Here is a 21,188-nt window from a genome sequence, read left to right as displayed (position 1 = left end):
CTGCGCGAGGTGAGGTCATGGTGACGACGACGGGCGATGGCGTACCCCTTCCGATCAGCATCGAGACCACCGACGTCGCCGAGCTGGAGGCGGCCGTCGGGGTCCTGCGGGCCCTGGACTACCGGCAGGGCGGCGGGTTCTGCCGCGACGCCGTCCGGGTGGTCAAGACGGCGAGCCTCCTGCTGAACTGGGGGACGGTTCCGGACGCATTGCGCGCCAGGCTCTGCACGGTGCTGGCCGACGTGCACAACCTCCTGGGCTGGACCGAGTTCGACATCGGACACGGGGAACCGGCCCGGCACCGCTTCGGGCGCGCGCTGGAGCTCGCGGCCGAGGCGGGCAACGACAACCTGGTGGCGAACATCCGCTACCGCCTCGGCCGTCTGTACCTGCACCAGCACGACGTCCCCGCCGCGTTGGCCGAGTTCGCGCGAGGCCGGGAGGCCGCGCGGCGCTCGGGTTCCCCGCGGGCACTGGCGATCCTCACGGCGAACGAGGCATGGGCGTACGCCATGGCCGGCGACGAGCGGGCGGCCCTGACCCGGCTGGCGGCGGCCGAGACGGCTTTCGCCACGGCGGATTCGTGGCCGGAGCCGAAGCCGTGGGAGGCGTTCTTCGGCGAGACGGACATGGCGGCGATGCGCGGCACGGTCCTGACGGAGCTGGCCACGGCGGTGGCGGCCCGCTACAGCGGCGAAGCGGTCACGCAGCTGACGTCGGCGGCGGACCGGTACGGCGCGGACATGGCCCGGAGCCGGTCGTTGACGTTGATCATGCTGGCCCAGAACCACGCGCTCCGCGGCGACTTCGACGAGGCCACCCGGATCGGCGCGGAAGCGGTCGACCTGGCCGGGCAGGTGGGTTCGGTCCGCCCCAAGGACCGCCTGGTCACGCTGGAGCGCCTGCTGCGCGAGCACCGCGGCGACGCGGCCACGCGGGGACTGGCCGATCGCATCCGGCGCTACCGCGCCGAGCCCCTGCCCTGACCCGCACCGTGTCGCCCCGCCAATCACACGAGATGCCCCTCCAGACACGCGAGATACCCCTCCAGACACGTGTGATGCCCCTCCAGACACGCGAGTCGCCCCGCCAATCACGCGAGTTCCGGCTCCAGACACGCGAGTTCCGGCTTCAATCACGCGAGTCGCGGCTCGGATCACGCGCGGTGCCTACCCGATCACCGTGACCGCGGTGAGCGCGCGGCAGGCGGCGATCCGTGGTCGTCGCCCGTCTCTTGCGGCCGGCCCGGCTTTCCGCTTGACTCCGAGCGTGAAGCAGCGCGACCAGATCGTCATGTCCGCGGCCGAGGTCAGCGGGTTCCTCCACGAACAACGCGTCGCCACCCTCGCCACCCTCGGTCCGTCAGGCCACCCGCACCTCGTCGCCATGTGGTACGCCGTGCTCGACGGTGTGCTGTGGTTCGAAACCAAGGCCAAGTCGCAGAAGGCCGCGAACCTGCGCCGGGACGGCCGCGTCACCGTGCTGGTCGAAACCGGTGACACCTACGACGCGCTGCGCGGGGTCGCCCTCGAAGGACGCGCCACCATCGTCGACGAGCCGGACGCGCTGTGGGCCGTCGGCGTCGGCCTCTGGGAGCGGTACCACGGCCCGTACAGCGAAGAGGTCCGGCCGATGGTCGAGTTCATGCTCACCAAGCGGGTCGCCGTCCGCCTCGACGTCGAGCGGACGCGGTCGTGGGACCACCGCAAGCTCGGCCTGCCCGCCATGCCGCTCGGCGGCACCACCGCCCCGGCGGTCGATGTTTCGCCGTCACGCGACCGGGGTAACACCGATCCGGAGTGAACCGCCCGGCGCACAGAAGGGATCCCAGCATGCACACCAGGGGTGATCGTGACCGCTGACGGCAATCGCGTCCGGCCCCAGGACCTCCTGCGCGTGACGGCCCACCACACCGACGGTGCCGTCGTGCTGGCGGTGGCGGGTGAGGTCGACCTGCTCAGCGCCCCGGTGCTCGGCAGCGAGGTCACCACGGCCCTCGCCAACGCGCCGGACCTGCTCGTGATCGACCTGACCGACGTGTCTTTCCTCGCCTCCATCGGCATCACGGTCCTGCTGGAAGCCCGCCGCGAGGCGGGCGCCGGCACGCGGATCCGGGTCGTCGCCCCCGAAGCCGGCGTCGTCCACCGCACCCTCCGGCTGACCGGCCTGCTCGACGCGCTCGCCGTCGCCGCCACCCGGGACGAGGCGCTCACCGGCTGAACCGGGCCGCGACGGCGTGGAAGACCTCCTTCGGCTCCCACGCGAGGCCCGGGTACGCCGTGCCGCTCTGTCCGTCGAGGACCTTGACGACGCCGTAGCTCGCCAGGTCGAGGTCGCGCCGCGGCTCCGGGCCGGTCGGATACTCGTAGCCGGCGAAGGTGAACCAGAACGTGCCGTGCACGCCTTCGGCCTCGAAGACGTCCATCAGCTCGGTGAAGTACGCCGCTTGGCCGGCCTCGTCGCGGACGTGGTCGCCGTTCAGCGCCCGCGGGTCGGCCGTGAAGTCGACGATCGACCACCCCGTGCCGCCCGCGTCGGCCGCGCCCCGGTGGGTGCAGCAGCCGAATTCCGTGATGACCAACGGCTTTCCGTGACTTCGGTGGTCTCGCACGTGCCGGGCGAAGTCGTCGGCGTTGGCGGCCGAGCGGTAGAGGTTGACGGCGGCGAAGTCGAACTCCGCCCAGTCGATTTCCTCCCAGCTCCCGGCGGCGTAGGTGATCTTGCCGCCGAAGTGCTGCCGCGCGGCGCCGGCGATGTCCCGCAGCATCTCGCCGAAGTCCCATTCGTGCTCGAACCCGGCCCAAGCGGCGGGATCAGCGGCGTTGCGCAGCCGCTCCAGGAGGAAAGCGCCGGGGACGAACCCGGTGCAGAACAACGACATCTCGCAGCCGAGCACGAGCACGGTCTCCGGGTCGCGTGCCCGGATCTCCTCCGCTCGCCGCGCGCAGTCCGCGAAGTAGGGCGTCAGCTCTGGCGGCGTGAGGTCCATCGGGAACGGCGAAAACCACACGCGCAGCCCGGCGTCGAGCGCGGCGTGCGCGGCCACGACCAGGCGGTCCGGGTCGTCGCCGCTGATCCGGACCGCGGTGCAGTGCAGGTCCGCCGCGATGATCCCGAGCTCACGCCGGACCACCGCGGGGTCGAACGCCCGGCGCGACCGGTCGCCGACCGCGCCGCCGAAGCCGGTGTCGTAATTGATTCCCCTGAGCTGCATCAACGCCTCCGAAATGTACGTCGTACACCTTGAATGTACGCTGTACACTCGGCGCATGTCACGCCTGATCTGGCACCACCCGGAGCCGCCCGGCCGGAAGAACGCGCTCACCCGCGCCTCGGTGGTGCGCACGGCCATCGAGGTGGCCGACGCCGGCGGGGTCGCGGCGCTGACCATGCGCGAGGTGGCCGACGCGCTCGGCGTGTCGACCCCGATGTCGCTGTACCGGTACGTCCTCAACAAGGACGGCCTGGTCGACCTGATGCTCGACGAGGTGTCGGCCGAGGTCGCGGTGCCCGCCACCCCGAGCGGCGACTGGCGCGCCGACCTGCGCGGGCTCGCCACCAGCCTGTGGGCGATGATCGGACGGCACCGCTGGTACGCCGAGCTCGTGGACGGCAGGCCACCGTTCGGCCCCCGCACCCTGCGGCGGGCGGCCTTCCTCATGACCGTGCTCGAAGGCGCGGGCCTCACACCCGCCGTCGCTTATGCGTCGCTGCTCGACAACTACGTCACGGGGACCGCGATGAGCGTCAGCCGGGAACTCGTGCTGCTCGGCGAGTTCGGCATCGGCTCGACCGAGGACTTGCGGGCGTACGCGGCCGAAATGGCCGACGACACGCTCGCCCCCTGGCTCACGGACATGCCGGACCTCACCACGGACGCCCGGTTCGAGCTCGGCCTGGACTGCCTGCTCGACGGCTTCGCCGTGCGGCGGCGCTGAACCTCAGCCGTGGCTGGCCGCGAACCCGACCGCCACCCAGCCGTCCCCCTGCCGGCGCAGCTCGAAACCGTAGGCGACCGCACCGGGATCGTTGCCGTGCAGGGCCTTCACGCTCTCCCACGTGTAGTCGCCCGGCTCGTCCGGGCGATACGGCGCCGACCAGTACTGCGGTGTCGTCGAGCCGCCGCAGCTGCGGTGGCCCCAGAACCGGACCGAGCGCGTGCTGTCGGTGAAGACCGTGCGGGCCGTGTCGTCGATCGTCCACCAGTCGCGGCAATCGCCACTGCCCGCCTGCGCGGGCGTGGCGACCAGCACCCCGCCCAGTACCGAAACCGACACCGCTGCCGCGCGAAGACGCCAAGAACTCATCGAACCCCCATGTCGATCTTGCCTGCCGTCAGCGTACCCGAAATGTCCAGCCCGCTCGCTCAGCCCGCCGCCGCGCCCGGCCGGTGGCAGGATGTCCCGGTGAGCATGCGCGGCAGGAACAACGTCACCGTCACCGGCCGGGAAGACGGCCCCGTCGTGCTGCTCGCGCACGGCTTCGGCTGCGACCAGAACCTGTGGCGCCTCGTCGTCCCGGAGCTCGCGCGGCGGTACCGGGTGGTGCTGTTCGACCACACCGGCGCCGGACGCTCGGACCTGTCCGCCTGGACCCCCGAGCGCTACGGCAGTCTCGACGGCTACGCCGACGACGTCCTGGCGATCTGCCACGAGCTCGGCCTGCGGGACGTCGTGCTGGTGGGCCACTCGGTCAGCGCGATGATCGCGGTGCTGGCGGCCAACCGGGAACCGGACCGGTTCGCGAAGCTGGTGCTGCTCACCCCGTCGCCGTGCTACCTCGACGACGGCGACTACCGCGGCGGGTTCAGCCGCGCCGACATCGACGAGCTGCTCGCCGCGCTCGAATCGAACTACCTGGGCTGGTCGGCGACGATGGCGCCGGTCATCATGGGCAACCCCGAGCGCCCGGAGCTGGGCGAGGAGCTGACGAACAGCTTCTGCCGCACCGATCCCGCGATCGCGCGCGTCTTCGCCAGGGTGACGTTCCTCTCCGACAACCGGGCCGACCTGGCCAAGGTCACCGTGCCGACGCTGGTGCTCGAGTGCGCGAACGACGCCATCGCGCCGCCGGCGGTCGGGCGGTTCACCCACGAGCAGATCGACGGCAGCACGCTGGTCACGCTGAACGCGACCGGGCACTGCCCGCAGCTGAGCGCGCCGGAGGCGACGGCCGCCGCGATCACGGCGTTCGTGAGCGGGCCGTGATGTGCGAAGACCACCTCGGCGCGGGTGGTCGGGAAAGCGCCGGCCCGGAATTCTCGGCCCTGCTGGAGGACAGCGCGGAAGACCTCTACGAGCACGCGCCCTGCGGCTACCTCTCGACGCTGCTGGACGGCACGATCGCGAAGATCAACGCCACGCTGCTCGGCTGGCTCGGCTACGCCCGCGACGACGTCGTCGGGCGGCTGACGTTCGCCGACCTGCTCACCGTCGGCGGCCGGATCTACCACGAGACGCACTTCGCGCCGCTCCTGCGCATGCAGGGCGAGCTGGGCGGCGTCGCCTTCGAGCTGAAGGCCGCGGACGGCAGCCGGCTGCCGGTGCTGGTGACCTCGACGGTCAAGACCGGCACCGACGGGCAGGCGCAGCTGATCCGCACCACGATCTTCGACGCCCGCGACCGGCGGGCCTACGAGCAGGAACTGCTGCGGGCGCGCGAAGAAGCCGAGCGCGAACGCGACCGGGTGCAGCGGCTCGCGCGCACGCTGCAGCAGACGCTGCTGCCGCCCGCGCCGGCCGAGGTGCCCGGGGTGGCGGTCGCGGCCTACTACCACCCGGCGTCGGCCGACGAGGTCGGCGGCGACTTCTACGACCTGTTCCCGCTCACCGGCGACACGTGGGGCTTCTTCCTCGGCGACGTCTCGGGGAAGGGCGCCGCCGCGGCCGTGGTGACTTCGCTGGCGCGCTACACCCTGCGCGCCGCCGCGGTGCACGACCCGGACCCGGTCACCGTGCTGGACCGCCTCAACACCGTGCTGCACCACGAGTACCGCGGCGACGATCCGCGGTACTGCACGGTCATCCAGGGCCACATCCGGCCGGACGGCGACGGCGCGGCGGTCACCCTGGCCACCGGCGGCCACCCGCCGGCGCTGCTGGTCCGCGCCGACGGCACGGCCGAGTTCCTGCCCGTCCCGGGCGGCCAGCTGGTGGGTGCGCTGCCCCGCGCGCGCTTCGCCGCCGCGGACGTCGTGCTGCACCCGGGTGACACCTTGCTGCTGTACACCGACGGGCTGACCGAAGCCCGCACGCAGGGCCGCGTCCGCTACAGCGAGGAGCAGCTGCGGGACTACCTGAGCGGTCTGGCGCCGACGACGGCTTCCGCGGTGGTCACGGCGGTGACCGGCCTGCTCGCCGGCTTCGGCGACGGCGTCGAGGACGACACGGCCCTGCTGGCGTTGAGCATCCCGCTTCCCGGAGGCGATCGACCGTGACCGGCACCCCGTTCTCCGTCACCACGCGCACCACCGGGACCGGCGCGGTGGTGACCGTCGCGGGCGAACTCGACGTGGCGACCACACCGCGTTTCCGCGCCGGGATCGACGCGCTCGCCCTGAGGGCCGGGCAGCTGCTGGTGGTGGACCTCGGCGGGGTGACGTTCTGCGACTCCAGCGGGATTTCCGCGCTGATCGCGGCGCACAACGTCGCCGAGGCGGCCGGCGCGGGCGTCGCGCTGGCGGCGGTTCCCGACCGGCTGGGCCGGACGTTCGGGCTGATCGGCCTCGGTGACTTCTTTCCGACCTACCCGAGCGCCGAAGCCGCCTTCGGCGACTGACGGGCCCGACCCAAGCGCCCCAATGTGGCCTTCGGTGCGCTCAACGCACCCAAGGCGGCCTTCGGTGCGTCAGACGCAACCAAGGCCACATTGGGGCGTATCGCGGGCCGGTCAAGCGTCGTCGGGTGCCAGCTCGGCCAGCACGGCCCGGATCGCCGGGCTCGCCTCCGCGCTCCGCCGCCACACCGCCTGGACCTCCCGCTTCGGCGGCCGGCGCAACTCCCGCGCCACCAGGTTCTCCCCCAGCGGCGGCCGCGCCAGCCGCGGGATCAGCGCGACCACCTGGCCGGACACCACCAGCGACAGCTGCGTCGCGAAGTCGTCGACCCGGTGACGCACGTCGGGCTCTTCGGCGAACAGCCGCCGGAACCATTGGTGGCACACGGTTCCCGGCGGGCTGGTCACCCACGCGTGGCCGGCCAGCGCGGCCTCGTCGAGCGGCGCGCCGAGCCGGGCCAGCGGGTGCGTGCGCGCCATCACCACGTCGCCGACGTCGGTGTGCAGCCACCGCTGTGTCAGCGTCGGCGGTACCGGCGCGGGCAGCAGGCCGTCGGCGTCGTGGACGAGGGCGAGATCGGCCGTTCCCGCGCCGACGCTGTGCAGTGCCTCGCCGGGGTCCTGCTCGGTGAGCTGCACGCGCAGGTCCGGGCACCGCGCCGCCAGCCGGGGCATGACCGGCGCGAGCAGGCCGCGGATGGCCGTCGAGAAGGCGACCACCCGGAGCGTGCCGCGCGGTGCGCCCTCCGCCACCGACTGGGCGGCTTCGGCACAGCGCTCCAGCGCCTGGAACACCTCGGGTGCCGAGTCGGCGATGGCCTGCCCGGCCGGGGTCAGCACCACCCCGCGGCCCGCCGGCGCGAGCACCGGCACCCCGACCTGCCGTTCGAGCCGCTTGATCTGCTGCGACACGGCGGACGCGGTGAACCCGAGCTCGTCGGCGGCCCGCGCCAGCGTCCCGAGCGCCGCCACTGCCCGCAACGCCCGCAGCGCACCGACCTCGATCATGAAGGCAGGCTACGCAATACCGGCAAAAAAGCATCGCTGGACCGCACCAGTCGAGCCGGGCATGGTCGGGACATGACCGAATTCGGCGCCAACCTCGTCGCGATGGTGACCCCCATGCAGCCCGGCGGCGGGCTCTGCGAACCCGGCCGCACGCGGCTCGTCGACCACCTCCTGGCCACCGGGTGCGACGGCCTCGTCGTCGGCGGGACCACCGGCGAGTCCCCCACGCTCTCCGACGCCGAGTCCGCCGGCCTCGTCCGGGCGGTGGCTGCCCAGGTGGGGAACCGGGCGCGGGTGATCGCCGGGGTCGGCACGTACGACACGGCCGCGAGCATCCGCCGTGCCCGCGAAGCCGAGGCGGCGGGCGCGAACGGGCTGCTGCTCGTCTGCCCGTACTACTCGCGCCCGACGCAGGCCGGCGTGATCGCCCACTGCGTGGCCGTGGCGGACGCGACCGAGCTGCCGGTGATGCTCTACGACGTCCCGGCGCGCACGGGTGTCGCGATGTCACCGTCCACTTTGGTCGAACTGGCGGGACATCCGCGGATCCGCGCGGTCAAGGACGCGAAGGGCGACCTGTTCGAAGCGATGACGGTCATGTCCCGGACGTCACTGGCGTACTACTGCGGCATCGACGAGCTCAACCTGCCGTATCTGGCGTGCGGCGCGGCGGGCCTGGTCAGCGTCGTGGCCAACGTGGCTGCCGACCGCACGGCCGACCTGATCCGCACTGTCCGCGACGGCGATCTGGTCAAGGCGAGGGCCGTCCAGGACGACCTGCTCCCGCTGACGGACCGCATCATGCGCGCCGGGCCGGGCGCGGTGCACGCCAAGGCGGCGTTGGCCGAGCTGGGGATCATTCCGCACGCGAGCGTGCGGCTCCCGCTGGTGGCAGCCGGTACACCGAAACGTGCGACCGCGACTCCGTCGTGAACTCCGTCCCGGTCCAGTCCGCGTGCCGGGACTCCAGCTCGAACCCGGCCAGCCGGCCCATCAGGTCCAGCTCGGCCGGCCAGACGTAGCGCTGCGGGCAGCGGCTCAGCCGCGCCTGCCGCCCCGCGCCGAACGTGAAGTGGTGGGACACCAGGTGCTGGCGCACGGTGTCGTAGGTGTCGATCCCGGCGGACCCGTCGCCGGCGTGGAACACCAACGCGTCCTGCCCCGGCGGGAGCCGCCGCAGCTCGGGGACGCCCAGCTCGATCACGAACCGGCCGCCGGGGTCCAGGTGCCGGGCCGCGTTGCGGAAGCACTCCACCTGCTCGTCCTGGGTCAGCAGGTTCCCGATCGTGTTGTACACCAGGTAGACCAGCGAAAACCGGCCCTCGACCCGCGTGGTCGCCATGTCGCCGGCGACCACCGGGATCGCCGCCTTCGCCCGCAGCCGGTCGAGCATCGGCTCGGACAGCTCGATGCCGGCCACGGGCACCCCGCGTTCGGCGAGCGGGACGGCCACCCGGCCGGTGCCGATCGCGAACTCCAGCGCCCGGCCGCCCTCGGCCAGCTCGGCCAGGCGCGAAACCATCGGAGCCACGACCTCCGGCGCGAACACGCCCTCGCCCGGGGTGTCGTAGCGCTCGGCGGCCTCGACGTCCCAAATCTCGTCCTGTCGCACGCCCTCCACCTTCGTAGGCGACCCCTAACTTGTCCAACCCTTAAACTTGCCCGATTTCGGGCAAGAATTTGGGCTTCGCGTCCCACGCAGGGCATGATGCCTCACGTGGAGGACACCGACATCGTCGAGCGCGTGGCCGCGTCCACCGGGCTGCCGCCCGGGGTCGCCGCCCGCGTGGTCGACGACGTCCTGGCCTTCTACCGGACTCCCACCGAGGACTACGTGCGCCGCCGGCACGCCGAGCTGCAGGCCCAGGGCCGGAAGAACCCCGAAATCTTCCCCCTGATCGCCACCGAGCTCCGCGGACGGCTGGTGGCCGCGCCCGTCCTCTCCGAGCGGCAGCTGCGCCGCATCGTCTACGGCTAGGAAGAGGTCTCCCATGTGCGGGATCGTCGGTTACATCGGCGGCCAGAACGCCGCCCCCATCCTGATCGAGGGCCTGACCCGGCTCGAGTACCGCGGGTACGACTCCGCCGGCATCGCCGTCGTCGGCGCGAAGGGCGCCCCGCAGGTCCACCGGGTCGTCGGCCGGGTCCGCAACCTCGCCGCCGCGCTGCCCAAGCGCCTGACCGGCAAGGCCGGCATCGGGCACACGCGCTGGGCCACGCACGGCCCCGCGTCGGAGGCCAACGCCCACCCGCACACGTCCGAAGACGGCCGCGTCTGCGTCGTCCACAACGGCATCATCGACAACGCCGACACGCTGCGCGCCCAGCTCGCCGAGGCCGGGGTCACCCTCACCTCCGAGACCGACACCGAGGTCCTCGCCCACCTGATCGCGCGCTCGGCCGCCGAAACCCTGGAAGACGCCGTCGTGGAGGCGGTCTCACGGGTCACCGGCACGTACGCGATCGCCGTCACCGACAGCGCGCACCCGGACCGGCTGGTCATCGCGCGCAACGGCTCGCCGCTGATCATCGGCGTCGGCGAACGCGAAATGTTCGTCGCCAGCGACCTCGCCGCACTGGTCCGGCACACCTCGCAGGTCGCGCACCTCGACGACGGCGAGTTCGCGACGGTCTTCGCCACCGGCTACCGCACCTTCACCGTCGACGAGAGCGACACCACCAAGCCGGCCACCGAGATCGACATCGACGCCGAGGACCTCGACCTCGGCGGCTACCCGCACTACATGGCCAAGGAGATCCAGGAACAGCCCGAATGCGTCGAGCGGATCATCCGCGGCCGCCTCGACGACCGGTTCGGCGTCGCCCGCCTCGACGGGCTCAACCTGACGCCGCGCGAGCTGCGCGGGTTCGCCCGCGTGAAGATCCTCGGCTGCGGCTCCGCCTACTACGTCGGCCAGATCGGCGCGACGATGATCGAGGAGCTGGCGAGGATCCCGGCCGACGCCGAAGCCGCGTCCGAGTTCCGCTACCGCAACCCGATCATCGAGGCCGACACGCTCTACATCGCGGTCAGCCAGTCGGGCGAGACGATCGACACCGCCTTCGCCGTCGAGGAGATCAAGCGCAAGGGCGGCCGGGTCGTGGGCCTGGTCAACGTCGTCGGCTCGACCATCGCCCGGGCCTGCGAAGGCGGCGTCTACCTGCACGCCGGCCCCGAGATCGCGGTCGCCTCGACCAAGGCGCTGACCAACATGGCCGTCGGGTTCGCGCTGATCGCGCTCGCCCTCGGCCGGGTGCGCGATCTGTCCAATGCGGACGGTCAGCGGATCATCGACGCGATCCGCGCGCTGCCGGGCCAGATCAAGTCCATTCTGGACTTCGAGCCCGAGATCGCCGACCACGCGAAGGCCGTCGCCGCCGCGAAGAGCCTGTTCTTCGTCGGCCGCGTCCGCGGCTACCCGGTGGCCCGCGAAGGCGCGCAGAAGTTCAAGGAGATCTCCTACCGCCACGCCGAGGCGTACCAGACGTCCGAGCTCAAGCACGGCCCGCTCGCGCTGATCGACGAGTCGCTCCCGACGGTCGCGATCGTGCCGTCGGACGAGCTGACCGAGCGCAACCTGGCCGCGGTCCAGCAGATCAAGGCCCGCGGCGGCGCGGTCCTGGCGGTCACCCACGAGAACGTCGACTTCGGCGAACTCGACGTCCCGCGGATCGTGGTGCCCAAGACCGAGCCGGAGCTCGACCCGATCCTGCTCACCATCCCGCTGCAGCTGCTCGCCTACCACGCGGCCCTGACGCTGGGCTACGACATCGACAAGCCGCGCAACCTAGCGAAATCTGTCACAGTCGAGTAGCACTTAATCTGTCACATTCAAGTGACACTTCAGCCTAGGCGGAAATCGGCCACCCGGATCGGCGAGGGCGTCGTCCCGCTCGAAGCCTGCTGGTACATCACGGAGATCACGCCGTCGGTGGCCAGCCGCGAGTCGTCGACGTCGACCTCGCCGAACGCGTTGAGATCCGGGCTGTACACCGTCTTCCAGTCGGTCCAGCCGCTCGCCCTGGTCGCCGCGACGATCCGGCCGTACGGCATGACGAGGTAGGCGTTGTCGCCGCGGTCGAACACCAGCTTCGTCCGCTGGGTTGACTCCGGGGCGACCGGCACCTCGCGCTTGGTCCAGCTGCCGCCGGCGGCCCGGCTGAGGAAGAAGCTGCGGCCGTACTGCTTGCGCTGCGCGGAGTAGTTCGTGACGCACTGGGTGAACCGGCCGGGCACGTAGCTGATCACGGCGTGCGGCTGCCCGGCGGAGTCGATCGCCTGGCTCTCCTGGTTCATCAGCGCGTGGTCGACGCCGAGCGGGTCGACGACCGTGCCCGGCGAGGACACGGACACCTGGGTGCCGCCCGTCGTCCCGACGACCGTGCCGGTGTTGTTGCGCCAGGTCCGGCCGCGGTCGTCGCTGTAGACGTAGCCGGTCTCGTGGTTGGCCAGCCCGCCGGAGTTGCACAGCACGCCGGTGTTGCCTTCGCGCCAGGTGAAGGTGGCGTACAGCCGCCCGCCGGGCCCGTAGGTGATGCCGTGGAGGTACATGTTGCGTGTGGTGCTGGTGACGCCGTTGCCGGACGTCCACGAACCGGTCGCCGACGACCACTTCCCCAGCTTGCGCCAGCTGCCGCCGCTGTACTCCGCGAGCTCGTTGGTGCCGTTGCCGGAGCCGCCGGTGCGGTAGCTGAGCTGCAGCTTCCGCTCCGGCGTGACGAGGAACTGCGGGTAGGTGATCGCCCCGAGGTCGACGTCGTTCAGCGTGCGCTGGACCGCGCCGAATGCCGACGCCGTCCAGGCGTGCGACGCGGGCGCGGACAGCAGCCCGGCCACCGACTGGACGTAGTAGACCTGGTTGTTGTGGGTGTCCATGGCCACGTGCAGCCGGCCGTCTTCCGGCGAGACGCCCATCGAGATGACGTTGTGCGAATCGTTGACGGTCAGCTTGTGCGGCAGCGCGACGGTCTGCCACGCGCCGGCACCCACGGCCCGCCGGGCGACCACCGCACTGCGGTCCGCGGTGTACCAGGTCGCGTACTGGTAGCCCGCGTAGCTGAAGATGCCGCTCTGCTGGAAGGAGTCGTTGTTCACCAGACCGTCGTAGGAGACGAAGTACAACGCCTTCGCGTCGAGCTGGGTGTCGGCGATCTTGGCCACGGACACGGCCGCCTCGGCGGGCGCGGCGGGCAGCAGCGGCAACGCCGCGGCCACCAGCACGCCGAAGATCCGAGAAAGCGTTCTCTTTGTGGCCATGGCCGGTCCTTCCCACGTGTTAACGTGAACAGGATCGGCCCCCGCCCGACCGCCGTCAACCGACGGACGGCGGGTTTCGCATTCCGCTAGGGCCGCCCGGCGAGGACGGCGCCGGCGATGTCCTGGCGCCGCAGCCGGGCCTGCTTCGGCATGTTCCAGCCGAGCACCCCGGTGACGGCACCGCCGCGGCGGTACTGCGCCACGAACCGGCCCTCGCGCGGGTCACCCTCCACAATAGACACCTCGGCGTCCGCGGACAGCGTTCCGTGCACGTGGATCCGGGCGTCGAACTGGTTGGTCCAGAAGTAGGGCACCGGCGTGTACGGGCGGTCCTCGCCGAGGATGTTCCCCGCGACGGCACCCGCCTGCTCGGTGGCGTTGGTCCGGTTTTCCAGCCGCAGCAGCGCGTCCAGCCCTTCGTGGTGCCAGCGGGCGACGTCGCCGGCCGCGTAGACGCCCTCCGCCGCCCGGCACCGGGAGTCGCAGACGACACCGTTGTCGCACAGCACTCCGCTGCCCGCGAGCCACTCGGTCGCCGGCGCGGCGCCGAAGGCCACGACGACGACGTCGGCGGGCAGCACCTCGCCGGACGCCAGCCGCACCCCGGTGACCCGGCCGTCGTCCGACGCCAGCCCGGTGACCGCGGCGCCGAGCCGCAGGTCGACGCCGCGGCTCGCGTGCAGCTCGGCGAGCAGCCCGGCGGGCAGCGGGCCGAACTGGGAGGCCAGCGGCGCGGGCTGGGGCCCGGCCAGGGTGACCGGCACGCCCGCCGCGCACACGGTCGCGGCGATCTCCGCACCGAGCACGCCGTCCCCGACGACGACCACCCGCTTGCCCGGCGCGAGGTCCGCGCGCAGGGCCAGCGAGTCGTCGAGGGTGCGCAGCACGTGGACGCCGGCGAGGCCGTCCTGGCCGGGCAGGGTGCGCGGTCGCAGCCCGGTGGCGAGCACGACGGCGTCCGCGGTCAGGGCTCGCCCGGCCGCCGTGTGCACGGTCCGCGCGCCCGCGTCCAGCCGTACCGCGGGGTCGCCGAGCACGAACTCGGTGTCCAATGCGGACAGTGCTTCCGGTGTCCGCAGCTGAGTCTGCTCGGGCGTCCAGCTGCCGCCGAGAACCTGCTTGGACAGCGGCGGCCGGTCGTACGGCAGGTGCGCCTCGGCACCCAGCACGGTGACCCGGCCCGCGTAGCCCTTGCGGCGCAGGGCTTCCACGGTCGCGAGCCCGGCGGCCGAGGCGCCGACGACCAGGACGTCGCCCGTCATCCCTCCTCGCTGACCGAGATCGCGACACCCGGGCACACGCTCGCCGCCTCGCGGACGGTGGCGTGCAGCTCTTCGCCGGGGTGCTCGTCGAGCAGGATGACGATGCCGTCGTCGTCACGCTGGTCGAACACGTCCGGGGCGAGCATCACGCAGGTGCCCGCCCCGCAGCACTTGGCTTCGTCCACGGTGACCTTCATGGTGGTTCCTTTCGTTCGGGTTACTTCGTGACCGGCGCGAGCCACAGCCCGGCCAGTGCGTCGGTGAGGCCGGTGGCGGTGGCTCGCCAGCCGGCCGTCGAGGTGTGGGCGCGTTCCCGCTCGGCCATCGCGTGGATCACCAGGAGGCGAGTGAGGTCATCGCGCTCGGCGCGGACCTCGGCGGGCAGCTCGGGCAGGCATCGGTAGAGCCCTTCGACGGTCCGCGCCAGTGACGGCGACGTCAGGGTCTCTTCGACGATGACCGCCCGCAGCGACGGCTCGGTCAGGACCTGGGCCGCGAACCGGGCGAACCAGCTGGGCGCACCCAGCTCGGCGAGGTACTCGGTGGTGGGATGGACGAGGCATTCGAGCCAGTCCCGCAGCCGGGTGGGACCGCTGTCGAGCCGGCGGCCACGCAACCGTTCGATCGACGCGGTGTGCTTGCGGACGATGGCCCGCACCAGCTCGGTCCGGGTGCCGAAGTGGTAGCCGACGGCGGTGTTGTTGCCCTGCCCGGCCACCTCGCTGATCTGGCGGTTCGAAACGGCCAGCACGCCGTGTTCGGCGTAGAGGCGCTCCGCCGCGACCAGGATCCGCTCCCGCGTCTCCTGCGCCGTCACCAGCGGACGGGCAGTTCCCGCAGCCCGCCGACGGCCAGCCCCTCGATCCGGCGCAGCTCGTCGGCCGGGACCGCCAGCTCCAGCGTCGGCAGCTTGCGCAGCAGCACCTCCAGCACGACCTGCAGCTCGGTGCGGGCCAGTGGCTGCCCGAGGCACGCGTGCGCGCCGGCACCAAAGGCCAGGTGCGGGTTCGGGCTGCGGGTCAGGTCGACTTCGGCGGCGTTGGTGAAGACGCCCTCGTCGCGGTTGGCCGCGGCCATGCTGCACATCGCCGTGGTCCCGGCCGGCAGCACCGTGCCGCCGACCTCGAACTCCTCGGAGAGGTACCGCGTCATGCCGACCCCCGCGTTGGCGTCCGCCCGCAGCGCTTCCTCGACCGCCGTGCGCACGAGCGACGGATCGGCCAGCAACTGCTCCCACCGGCTCCGGTCGGCCAGCAGCATCGCCGTCATCTTCGCGATCATGTTCGCGGTGGTCTCGTGCCCGGCGATGAGCAGGCCGATCCCGGTGGCGGCCAGCTTCGCGTCGGACCAGTCCGCACCGTCGGCGATCAGCGCGCTGAGGATGTCGTCACCCGGTTCGGCCCGCTTGGCGGCGATGTGCCCGCCCATGTACCGGCCGAACTCCGCCTGCGCCGCGTCGAACTCCGCCTGGGTGTAGCGGGTCATGCTGAGCATGACGTCGGACCAGTGGGCGAACCGGTCGCGGTCGGTGTCCGGCACGCCGAGCATGTCGCAGATGACCCAGACCGGCAGCGGGAAGGCCAGGCCGGCCTTGAGGTCGCCGGGCGCGCCCTTGGCGACCATTTCGTCGATGAGCTGCTCGGCCATCGCCGCCATGCCGGGCCGCAGCGCGTTCATCCGCTTGGCGGTGAACCACTTGCCGATCATGCGCCGCCACGTCAGGTGGTCCTCGCCGTGCTGCGGCAGCACGGTCGCCATCTCGCTGTTGAACACCCCGCCCGACTCGGTGTCCGCGACGCGGGCCGCCTTGTCCCGCGCGGTCGGCCGGGTGAACCGCGGGTCGGACAGGACGCTCTTGACGTCGTCGTAGCGGGTGATCAGGGCGGCTTCGTCGCCGCTGGCCAGGGCGACGCGCGCGACGGGGCACTTCTCGCGGAACTCGGCCCACTCGGCGGGCGGCTCCAGCGCGGTGGCGGCCTCGAACGGGAAACGCGGCAGCTGGTCGGTGTGGCTTGGCGTCATCACGGGCCTCTCGTTGGTGAATGTCCCCTGCCCCCCGAGGATGGCGACGATCCTCGATTAAGTCAAGCAGTTGACTTAATCGAGGGCCAAAGCAGTGCTCGGAACCGCCCGAACCGGGCCTATTCGCGCTCGACCTTGCGCAGCCCGCCACCGGGCGTCCACCACTCGACGACCAGCAGCGTCGCCGCCTCGTTCAGGTGGGTGTGCACGACCTCGGCGACGTCGGCCACGAACCGCTCGCCGTCTTCGGTGCGCACCCGTCCGGCGATCTTCGCCTCGCCCGGCCACTGCACCTCGGCGCCGTCGACCGGGTCGACGGTGGCACTGTGCAGCGCGAACCGCGGGTCACGCCGCAGGTCCGCGCCCTTGCGCGCGTTCGGCATCGACCCGAAGACCAGCTCGCCGTCCTCGAAGACCGTCTCGATCCCCGAGATCCGCGGCGAGCCGTCCGCCCGCAGGGTCGCGATCGTCTTGTGCTTGTGCGCGTCGAACAGCTTGCGCACCCGCTCCGCGAACTCCGGTTCCGCCGCTTCGAACTCCCGCCACGCCGTCATGCGTCCATGGTCCCGCACCGCAGCCCCGCGACGAGGAGCTTCACCATCCCCCGCGCGTCGTAGCGGGGGTCGTACGCGCCGACGCAGAGGTTGCCGACCCCGCGCATGAGGTCCAGGGGCGCCACCTCGGCCCGGACCTCGCCGGCCGCGATCGCCGCGTCGAGCAGCTCGCCGCACGCCGGCACCAGCCGGTCCAGGAAGTACGCGTGCAGTGCCTCGAAGCCGGTGTTGTCCGACTGGAGCGCCCCGGCGAGCCCGTGCTTGGTCACCAGGAAGTCCACGAACAGGTCGATCCACTGCGTCAGCGCGGTGTACGGCGATTCGTTCGAAGCCAGCAAGGCCGGTCCCGCCGCCGCGCAGGCGTCCACCTGGTGCCGGAAGACCGCGATGACCAGGTCGGCCCGGGTCGGGAAGTGCCGGTAGATCGTCCCCATCCCGACGCCGGCCTTCGCCGCGATGTCACGCACGGGCGCGTCGACACCGGAAGCGACGAAGACCGCGGCCGCCGCGTCGAGCAACGTCTTCTCGTTGCGCCGGGCATCCGCGCGCTTGGGTTTGCCCACCGATCCTCCTTGCTAAGCGGAGCAGTGTTCCGTATCGTTAGCGGAGCAACGTTCCGTTTGCTCATCCTGCCACGGAGGCATCCCCCATGCAGTACCGCACCTTGGGCCGCACCGGCGTCCAGGTCAGCACCCTCGCGCTCGGCGCGATGAACTTCGGCGCCATCGGCAACACGACGCAGGACGAGGCCACCGCCATCGTCGACGCCGCCCTCGAAGCCGGCGTCAACCTGATCGACACCGCGGACATGTACGGCCAGGGCGAGTCGGAGGTGATGGTCGGCCGGGCGATCGCCGGCCGCCGCGACGACATCGTGCTGGCCACGAAGGCGACCATGCCGATGGGCGAGGAGCGCAACCACCGCGGCAACTCGCGCCGCTGGCTGGTCCGCGCGCTGGAGGACAGCCTGCGCCGCCTCGACGTCGACCACGTCGACCTCTACCAGATTCACCGCTGGGACCCGGCGACGAGCGACGAGGAAGCGCTTTCCGCCCTGACCGACCTCCAGCGCGCGGGCAAGATCCGCTACTTCGGGTCGTCGACGTTCCCGGCGTACCGCATCGTCCAGGCGCAGTGGGCGGCCCGCGAGCACCGCCTCGGCCGGTACGTCACCGAGCAGCCGAGTTATTCGATCCTGCAGCGTGGCATCGAAGCCCACGTGCTGCCGGTGACCGAGGAGTACGGCATGGGCGTGCTGGCCTGGAGCCCGCTGGCGTCGGGCTGGCTGTCGGGGGTGGTCCGCGCGGGCCGGGAGATCACGACCAACCGCGCCGCGGTGGTACCGCAGCGCTTCGACCTCGACGTCCCCGCCAACCGCGCCCGGCTCGACGCCGTCGAAAAGCTGGCGAAGCTCGCCGACGCCGCCGGCCTCACCCTGATCCAGCTGGCGCTCGGCTTCGTCACCGCGCACCCCGGCGTGACGAGCGCGCTCATCGGCCCGCGGACCGTGGACCACCTGCGGTCGCAGCTCGCGGCGGCGGGCACCGTGCTGCCGGCCGACGTCCTCGACGAGATCGACGCCGTCGTCGCGCCCGGCGTGGACCTGGCACCGGAGGAGAAGTTCGACACCCCGCCGGCGCTGCTCGACCCGTCGTTGCGGCGGCGCCGATGAGCTTCGGCATCATGACCGCACCGCAGCAGGTGGGGTACGAGGAGATCCTGCGCGTCTGGCGGGAAGCCGACACGGTGCCGGAGATCGGGCACGCGTGGCTGTTCGACCACCTGATGCCGATCGCGGGCGCCCCGGACGGCCCGATCCTCGAGGGCTGGACACTGCTTTCGGCGCTGGCGGCGCAGACGTCACGGATGCGCGTCGGTCTTTTGGTCACCAGCAACCGGTTTCGCCCACCGGCAATGCTGGCCAAGATCGCCACAACGGCCGACATCGTGTCCGCCGGCCGGCTCGACTTCGGCATCGGCGCGGGCTCCCGGCCGAGCCACCCGCTGGCCCGCCGGGAGTACGACGCACACGGCCTGCCGTACCACGACCAGGCCGACGCGGTGGCGGCGCTGGCGGAGGCGTGCACGGTGATCCGTCGCTTGTGGACATCTTCGGAACCGTTCGACTTCACGGGTTCCCACGTTTCGCTGACCGGAGCATTCGGGAACCCCCGGCCGGTGCAGCGCCCCCACCCGCCGATCGTGATCGGCGGCCGGGCGAGCGCGACGCTGCGGGTCGTGGCCGAGCACGCGGACGTGTGGAACATCCCGGGCGGCGGGGAAATCTCGGATCTGGCGGCCCGGAGCCGGGTACTGGACGGGTATTGCGCGGAGATCGGCCGCGACCCGGCGGAGATCACCCGGTCGATCTTCTTGCCGGTGGACTACGAGCGGCCGGCGGTGGTGCGGGCGAAGATCGCGGAGGCGGCGGAGGCGGGGTTCGGGCATTTCGTGCTGGGGTTGCCGAGCCCGTATCCCGAGGGGGTGGCGCAGTGGGTGGCGGATGAGGTGATTCGCCGGGCGTGAGGCCGGGCCGGGATTCGGAGGTGGCGAGCGGGCGGCAGATGACCTGACCCGCCGGACGCGAGGCCGGCCGAGGTTCGGAGGTGGCGAGCGGGCCGCCCACCCCCGCCAGGCAACGAATCCCCGGCCGCGGCGGCCGGACCCGGCCTGCGATTTTTCGCGTCGGCTGGGCCTCCGGCCCCCGGTTTCCAGCTTACCGGGCACCACCGACAGTTTCGGCCGCCGGCGAAGCGAGGCGCTGCGGTCAGCCCGAGTTCGCCAGGTGCGCCAAGGCCGACCGCAGCACCCGCCGCACCTCCGGCGGCAACCCCGCCAGCTTCGCGTCCTCCACCTCGCGGATCGCCGCCCGGACCGCCGCGTGCCGTTCGATGCCCGCCGACGTCAACCGGACCACTCGGGCGCGGCGGTCGGCCAGGTCCGGCTCGCGGGCCACCAGGCCCTCCGCCTCCAGCGCGTCCAGCAGCCCGATCAACCGGGTCTTGTCGTAGCGGATCTGCTGGGCCAGCACCAGCTGACTGGGCGCCGCCCCGGCGGCCAGTGCCGACAGCACGACGTACTGCCACATCGAGAGCCCGTACCTCGCCAGCACCGGGCGCTCGGCTTCGGCCAGGCTGCGGCCCGCCCCGGCGCAGAGGGCTCCGAGATCGTCGTCCTCGTTCACCGGGCGGATTTTACGCGTCGACAAATCATACGCAGGTGCGTATCGTTTCCGGCATGAAACCAGGACGAGCCGAAACCCGCACCATCTCCGTCGCCGCCCCGCCCGCGCGGGTCGTCGAATACCTCGCCGACCCGCGGCACCTCCCCGAATGGGCCCCGGGCTTCGCCACCGCCGTCGACCACGACCACGACGACATCTGGCGCGTCCACACCGAAAGCGGCCCCCAGCGGGTGGCCGTGCGCGTCGCGGCCGAACACGGCGTCGTCGACGTCGTCAGCGCCGACGCCCCGAACCTGGGCCTGTTCACCCGCGTGGTGCCGAACCTGACCGGCGCCGAACTGATCTTCAGCCTGTTCTTCCCCACGGACACCGAGCCATCGGCGGTCGACGCGCAGATGGCGGTCGTCGGCGAGGAGCTGCGGGCCGTGCGCGACCGCGTCGAGAGCGGCCGGTGAACCGGGACGTCCGCACCGTCGACGACCTGCTGCGGATGCTCGACGGCCTCTTCGACGACCACCCGGCCCCCGACCGCTGGGACCGCTTCTACGCCGACCGCGACCGGCCCGTGCCGTTCTTCGTCAGCAACCCCGACGAGAACCTCGACGGCTGGCTCCGCGACGGCTCCCTCCGCGGCGGCCGCGCCCTGGAGCTGGGCTGCGGGCCGGGCCGCAACGCGCTCCGCCTCGCCGCCGCGGGCTACGAAGTGGACGCCGTCGACCTTTCGCCGACCGCGATCGCCTGGGCGCGGGAACGCGCCGGCGCCCCCTGATCCGCCGCCCAGCCAGGACCCGCCCTCCCAGGGGGTCCGTCCCCGCTCCAGCGTATCGGGACCGTCCGACGAAAAGTCGCCCGAAACCGCCGGTCGAGCTCCCTTGTCCACAGCCCGGCCCCGTTGTGGACAGGGGAGGCCTCGCTTCAACACACCCCTGCTCGGGCGGCGAAAACCCCGACGCCCAGCCGGACCGGGACGGCGGCCTCGCCTACGCCCCGGACGACCTCCGCCGCCTGTTCGACGGCTACACCGAAGTCGAACTCCGGGCCATGAACGGCGAACCCGCCGACGGCCTGTTCGGCGTGCCCTTCCTCCTCACCGGCCTCTTCCGCCGATGAGGAGGAAGGAACCCGCG

The 21,188-nt window shown here is 72.1% G+C and carries 27 protein-coding genes; 15 read left to right on the top strand and 12 right to left on the bottom strand.

What is annotated here, in order from left to right; genetic code table 11:
- The first annotated feature begins 17 nt into the window (after positions 1 to 17).
- The 3 genes from I4Q55_RS17410 to I4Q55_RS17400 all read left to right on the top strand — a co-directional run bounded on the left by I4Q55_RS17410 (position 18) and on the right by I4Q55_RS17400 (position 2,220).
- Entirely contained in the window at positions 18 to 986 is a 969-nt protein-coding gene (locus I4Q55_RS17410) for a hypothetical protein (protein ID WP_206788990.1), read from the top strand.
- Between the two features lie 307 nt (positions 987 to 1,293).
- Positions 1,294 to 1,803 (top strand): pyridoxamine 5'-phosphate oxidase family protein, encoded by a 510-nt coding sequence (locus I4Q55_RS17405; RefSeq protein ID WP_206789221.1) that lies wholly within the window; start codon positions 1,294 to 1,296, stop codon positions 1,801 to 1,803.
- 48 nt (positions 1,804 to 1,851) lie between these two features.
- A complete protein-coding gene (locus I4Q55_RS17400) occupies positions 1,852 to 2,220 on the top strand; it encodes an STAS domain-containing protein (protein ID WP_307793236.1) in 369 nt (122 codons plus the stop codon).
- Here the strand turns inward: I4Q55_RS17400 and I4Q55_RS17395 are convergent.
- Complete coding sequence (locus tag I4Q55_RS17395) at positions 2,210 to 3,214, bottom strand: hypothetical protein (RefSeq protein ID WP_206788986.1); 1,005 nt, start codon at positions 3,212 to 3,214, stop codon at positions 2,210 to 2,212. The genes I4Q55_RS17400 and I4Q55_RS17395 overlap by 11 nt on opposite strands.
- 55 nt (positions 3,215 to 3,269) lie before the next feature.
- Here I4Q55_RS17395 and I4Q55_RS17390 point away from each other — a divergent pair, with 55 nt between their 5' ends.
- Positions 3,270 to 3,938: a TetR/AcrR family transcriptional regulator gene (locus tag I4Q55_RS17390; RefSeq protein WP_206788984.1), complete on the top strand. Its 669-nt coding sequence runs from the start codon at positions 3,270 to 3,272 to the stop codon at positions 3,936 to 3,938.
- A gap of 3 nt (positions 3,939 to 3,941) precedes the next feature.
- Here I4Q55_RS17390 and I4Q55_RS17385 read toward each other — a convergent pair whose 3' ends face one another.
- A complete protein-coding gene (locus I4Q55_RS17385) occupies positions 3,942 to 4,307 on the bottom strand; it encodes a hypothetical protein (RefSeq protein WP_206788982.1) in 366 nt (121 codons plus the stop codon).
- A gap of 99 nt (positions 4,308 to 4,406) precedes the next feature.
- Between I4Q55_RS17385 and I4Q55_RS17380 the strand changes: the two genes are divergently transcribed.
- From I4Q55_RS17380 to I4Q55_RS17370, 3 genes are read left to right on the top strand one after another with little or no spacing between them, the layout of a single operon-like run.
- Complete coding sequence (locus I4Q55_RS17380) at positions 4,407 to 5,207, top strand: alpha/beta fold hydrolase (RefSeq protein ID WP_206789220.1); 801 nt, start codon at positions 4,407 to 4,409, stop codon at positions 5,205 to 5,207.
- Complete coding sequence (locus tag I4Q55_RS17375) at positions 5,207 to 6,436, top strand: PP2C family protein-serine/threonine phosphatase (RefSeq protein ID WP_242546184.1); 1,230 nt, start codon at positions 5,207 to 5,209, stop codon at positions 6,434 to 6,436. Before I4Q55_RS17380 ends, I4Q55_RS17375 begins: the two co-directional genes overlap by 1 nt.
- The gene (locus tag I4Q55_RS17370; RefSeq protein ID WP_206788980.1) at positions 6,433 to 6,777 is read left to right on the top strand and encodes an STAS domain-containing protein; all 345 of its coding nucleotides are present in this window, start codon (positions 6,433 to 6,435) and stop codon (positions 6,775 to 6,777) included. The genes I4Q55_RS17375 and I4Q55_RS17370 overlap by 4 nt, the downstream gene beginning before the upstream one ends.
- Positions 6,778 to 6,888: 111 nt before the next feature.
- On the opposite strand, the gene I4Q55_RS17365 is transcribed toward I4Q55_RS17370, so the two are convergent.
- Positions 6,889 to 7,782 carry a LysR family transcriptional regulator gene (locus I4Q55_RS17365; protein WP_206788978.1) on the bottom strand — a complete coding sequence of 298 codons (894 nt, stop codon included), beginning with the start codon at positions 7,780 to 7,782 and terminating at the stop codon, positions 6,889 to 6,891.
- 72 nt (positions 7,783 to 7,854) lie between these two features.
- Here I4Q55_RS17365 and dapA point away from each other — a divergent pair, with 72 nt between their 5' ends.
- Complete coding sequence (gene dapA, locus I4Q55_RS17360; protein WP_206788977.1) at positions 7,855 to 8,715, top strand: 4-hydroxy-tetrahydrodipicolinate synthase; 861 nt, start codon at positions 7,855 to 7,857, stop codon at positions 8,713 to 8,715.
- Here dapA and I4Q55_RS17355 read toward each other — a convergent pair.
- On the bottom strand, positions 8,639 to 9,394 hold the full coding sequence (locus tag I4Q55_RS17355; protein ID WP_206788975.1) for a class I SAM-dependent methyltransferase: 756 nt from the start codon (positions 9,392 to 9,394) through the stop codon (positions 8,639 to 8,641). The genes dapA and I4Q55_RS17355 overlap by 77 nt on opposite strands.
- A gap of 93 nt (positions 9,395 to 9,487) precedes the next feature.
- Here I4Q55_RS17355 and I4Q55_RS17350 point away from each other — a divergent pair, with 93 nt between their 5' ends.
- A complete protein-coding gene (locus tag I4Q55_RS17350; RefSeq protein WP_206788973.1) occupies positions 9,488 to 9,760 on the top strand; it encodes a hypothetical protein in 273 nt (90 codons plus the stop codon).
- 13 nt (positions 9,761 to 9,773) lie between these two features.
- Positions 9,774 to 11,597, top strand: a complete 1,824-nt coding sequence (glmS, locus tag I4Q55_RS17345) for a glutamine--fructose-6-phosphate transaminase (isomerizing) (protein WP_206788971.1) — start codon at positions 9,774 to 9,776, stop codon at positions 11,595 to 11,597.
- A gap of 29 nt (positions 11,598 to 11,626) precedes the next feature.
- On the opposite strand, the gene I4Q55_RS17340 is transcribed toward glmS, so the two are convergent.
- The 7 genes from I4Q55_RS17340 to I4Q55_RS17310 form a co-directional block, all read right to left on the bottom strand.
- Positions 11,627 to 13,039 (bottom strand): BNR repeat-containing protein, encoded by a 1,413-nt coding sequence (locus tag I4Q55_RS17340; RefSeq protein ID WP_206788970.1) that lies wholly within the window; start codon positions 13,037 to 13,039, stop codon positions 11,627 to 11,629.
- An 86-nt stretch (positions 13,040 to 13,125) separates the two neighbouring features.
- Positions 13,126 to 14,301: an NAD(P)/FAD-dependent oxidoreductase gene (locus I4Q55_RS17335; protein WP_206788968.1), complete on the bottom strand. Its 1,176-nt coding sequence runs from the start codon at positions 14,299 to 14,301 to the stop codon at positions 13,126 to 13,128.
- Complete coding sequence (locus I4Q55_RS17330; RefSeq protein WP_206788967.1) at positions 14,298 to 14,498, bottom strand: ferredoxin; 201 nt, start codon at positions 14,496 to 14,498, stop codon at positions 14,298 to 14,300. Before I4Q55_RS17330 ends, I4Q55_RS17335 begins: the two co-directional genes overlap by 4 nt.
- Positions 14,499 to 14,518: 20 nt before the next feature.
- Positions 14,519 to 15,118, bottom strand: a complete 600-nt coding sequence (locus I4Q55_RS17325) for a TetR/AcrR family transcriptional regulator (RefSeq protein WP_206788966.1) — start codon at positions 15,116 to 15,118, stop codon at positions 14,519 to 14,521.
- Positions 15,115 to 16,323: a cytochrome P450 gene (locus tag I4Q55_RS17320; RefSeq protein WP_206789218.1), complete on the bottom strand. Its 1,209-nt coding sequence runs from the start codon at positions 16,321 to 16,323 to the stop codon at positions 15,115 to 15,117. Before I4Q55_RS17320 ends, I4Q55_RS17325 begins: the two co-directional genes overlap by 4 nt.
- Before the next feature lie 119 nt (positions 16,324 to 16,442).
- On the bottom strand, positions 16,443 to 16,877 hold the full coding sequence (locus I4Q55_RS17315) for a pyridoxamine 5'-phosphate oxidase family protein (RefSeq protein WP_206788965.1): 435 nt from the start codon (positions 16,875 to 16,877) through the stop codon (positions 16,443 to 16,445).
- Entirely contained in the window at positions 16,874 to 17,440 is a 567-nt protein-coding gene (locus tag I4Q55_RS17310) for a TetR/AcrR family transcriptional regulator (protein ID WP_206788964.1), read from the bottom strand. Before I4Q55_RS17310 ends, I4Q55_RS17315 begins: the two co-directional genes overlap by 4 nt.
- Positions 17,441 to 17,526: 86 nt before the next feature.
- Here I4Q55_RS17310 and I4Q55_RS17305 point away from each other — a divergent pair, with 86 nt between their 5' ends.
- Both I4Q55_RS17305 and I4Q55_RS17300 read left to right on the top strand, forming a co-directional pair.
- Positions 17,527 to 18,549, top strand: coding sequence for an aldo/keto reductase (locus I4Q55_RS17305; protein WP_206788963.1), 1,023 nt, complete (start codon positions 17,527 to 17,529; stop codon positions 18,547 to 18,549).
- Positions 18,546 to 19,403 carry an LLM class flavin-dependent oxidoreductase gene (locus I4Q55_RS17300; protein ID WP_206788962.1) on the top strand — a complete coding sequence of 286 codons (858 nt, stop codon included), beginning with the start codon at positions 18,546 to 18,548 and terminating at the stop codon, positions 19,401 to 19,403. The genes I4Q55_RS17305 and I4Q55_RS17300 overlap by 4 nt, the downstream gene beginning before the upstream one ends.
- A 241-nt stretch (positions 19,404 to 19,644) precedes the next feature.
- On the opposite strand, the gene I4Q55_RS17295 is transcribed toward I4Q55_RS17300, so the two are convergent.
- Positions 19,645 to 20,061 (bottom strand): MarR family winged helix-turn-helix transcriptional regulator, encoded by a 417-nt coding sequence (locus I4Q55_RS17295; protein ID WP_206788961.1) that lies wholly within the window; start codon positions 20,059 to 20,061, stop codon positions 19,645 to 19,647.
- A gap of 53 nt (positions 20,062 to 20,114) precedes the next feature.
- Here I4Q55_RS17295 and I4Q55_RS17290 point away from each other — a divergent pair, with 53 nt between their 5' ends.
- The 3 genes from I4Q55_RS17290 to I4Q55_RS17280 all read left to right on the top strand — a co-directional run bounded on the left by I4Q55_RS17290 (position 20,115) and on the right by I4Q55_RS17280 (position 21,171).
- Positions 20,115 to 20,516, top strand: coding sequence for an SRPBCC family protein (locus I4Q55_RS17290; protein WP_206788959.1), 402 nt, complete (start codon positions 20,115 to 20,117; stop codon positions 20,514 to 20,516).
- Positions 20,513 to 20,830, top strand: coding sequence for a methyltransferase domain-containing protein (locus I4Q55_RS17285; protein ID WP_307793235.1), 318 nt, complete (start codon positions 20,513 to 20,515; stop codon positions 20,828 to 20,830). Before I4Q55_RS17290 ends, I4Q55_RS17285 begins: the two co-directional genes overlap by 4 nt.
- A gap of 125 nt (positions 20,831 to 20,955) precedes the next feature.
- On the top strand, positions 20,956 to 21,171 hold the full coding sequence (locus tag I4Q55_RS17280; protein ID WP_206788957.1) for a hypothetical protein: 216 nt from the start codon (positions 20,956 to 20,958) through the stop codon (positions 21,169 to 21,171).
- Positions 21,172 to 21,188 lie beyond the last annotated feature (17 nt).

It is taken from the genome of Amycolatopsis sp. MtRt-6, assembly GCF_017308975.1.
Classification (GTDB): domain Bacteria; phylum Actinomycetota; class Actinomycetes; order Mycobacteriales; family Pseudonocardiaceae; genus Amycolatopsis.
This window is presented reverse-complemented; position numbering and strand designations above follow the sequence as displayed.

Coding starts and splice junctions, on each gene's coding strand:
- I4Q55_RS17410 (WP_206788990.1), top strand. CDS start 18: ATGGTGACGACGACGGGCGATGGCGTACCCCTTCCGATCAGCATCGAG.
- I4Q55_RS17405 (WP_206789221.1), top strand. CDS start 1,294: ATGTCCGCGGCCGAGGTCAGCGGGTTCCTCCACGAACAACGCGTCGCC.
- I4Q55_RS17395 (WP_206788986.1), bottom strand. CDS start 3,214: ATGCAGCTCAGGGGAATCAATTACGACACCGGCTTCGGCGGCGCGGTC.
- I4Q55_RS17390 (WP_206788984.1), top strand. CDS start 3,270: ATGTCACGCCTGATCTGGCACCACCCGGAGCCGCCCGGCCGGAAGAAC.
- I4Q55_RS17385 (WP_206788982.1), bottom strand. CDS start 4,307: ATGAGTTCTTGGCGTCTTCGCGCGGCAGCGGTGTCGGTTTCGGTACTG.
- I4Q55_RS17375 (WP_242546184.1), top strand. CDS start 5,207: ATGTGCGAAGACCACCTCGGCGCGGGTGGTCGGGAAAGCGCCGGCCCG.
- I4Q55_RS17365 (WP_206788978.1), bottom strand. CDS start 7,782: ATGATCGAGGTCGGTGCGCTGCGGGCGTTGCGGGCAGTGGCGGCGCTC.
- dapA (WP_206788977.1), top strand. CDS start 7,855: ATGACCGAATTCGGCGCCAACCTCGTCGCGATGGTGACCCCCATGCAG.
- I4Q55_RS17350 (WP_206788973.1), top strand. CDS start 9,488: ATGATGCCTCACGTGGAGGACACCGACATCGTCGAGCGCGTGGCCGCG.
- glmS (WP_206788971.1), top strand. CDS start 9,774: ATGTGCGGGATCGTCGGTTACATCGGCGGCCAGAACGCCGCCCCCATC.
- I4Q55_RS17340 (WP_206788970.1), bottom strand. CDS start 13,039: ATGGCCACAAAGAGAACGCTTTCTCGGATCTTCGGCGTGCTGGTGGCC.
- I4Q55_RS17335 (WP_206788968.1), bottom strand. CDS start 14,301: ATGACGGGCGACGTCCTGGTCGTCGGCGCCTCGGCCGCCGGGCTCGCG.
- I4Q55_RS17330 (WP_206788967.1), bottom strand. CDS start 14,498: ATGAAGGTCACCGTGGACGAAGCCAAGTGCTGCGGGGCGGGCACCTGC.
- I4Q55_RS17320 (WP_206789218.1), bottom strand. CDS start 16,323: ATGACGCCAAGCCACACCGACCAGCTGCCGCGTTTCCCGTTCGAGGCC.
- I4Q55_RS17315 (WP_206788965.1), bottom strand. CDS start 16,877: ATGACGGCGTGGCGGGAGTTCGAAGCGGCGGAACCGGAGTTCGCGGAG.
- I4Q55_RS17305 (WP_206788963.1), top strand. CDS start 17,527: ATGCAGTACCGCACCTTGGGCCGCACCGGCGTCCAGGTCAGCACCCTC.
- I4Q55_RS17300 (WP_206788962.1), top strand. CDS start 18,546: ATGAGCTTCGGCATCATGACCGCACCGCAGCAGGTGGGGTACGAGGAG.
- I4Q55_RS17290 (WP_206788959.1), top strand. CDS start 20,115: ATGAAACCAGGACGAGCCGAAACCCGCACCATCTCCGTCGCCGCCCCG.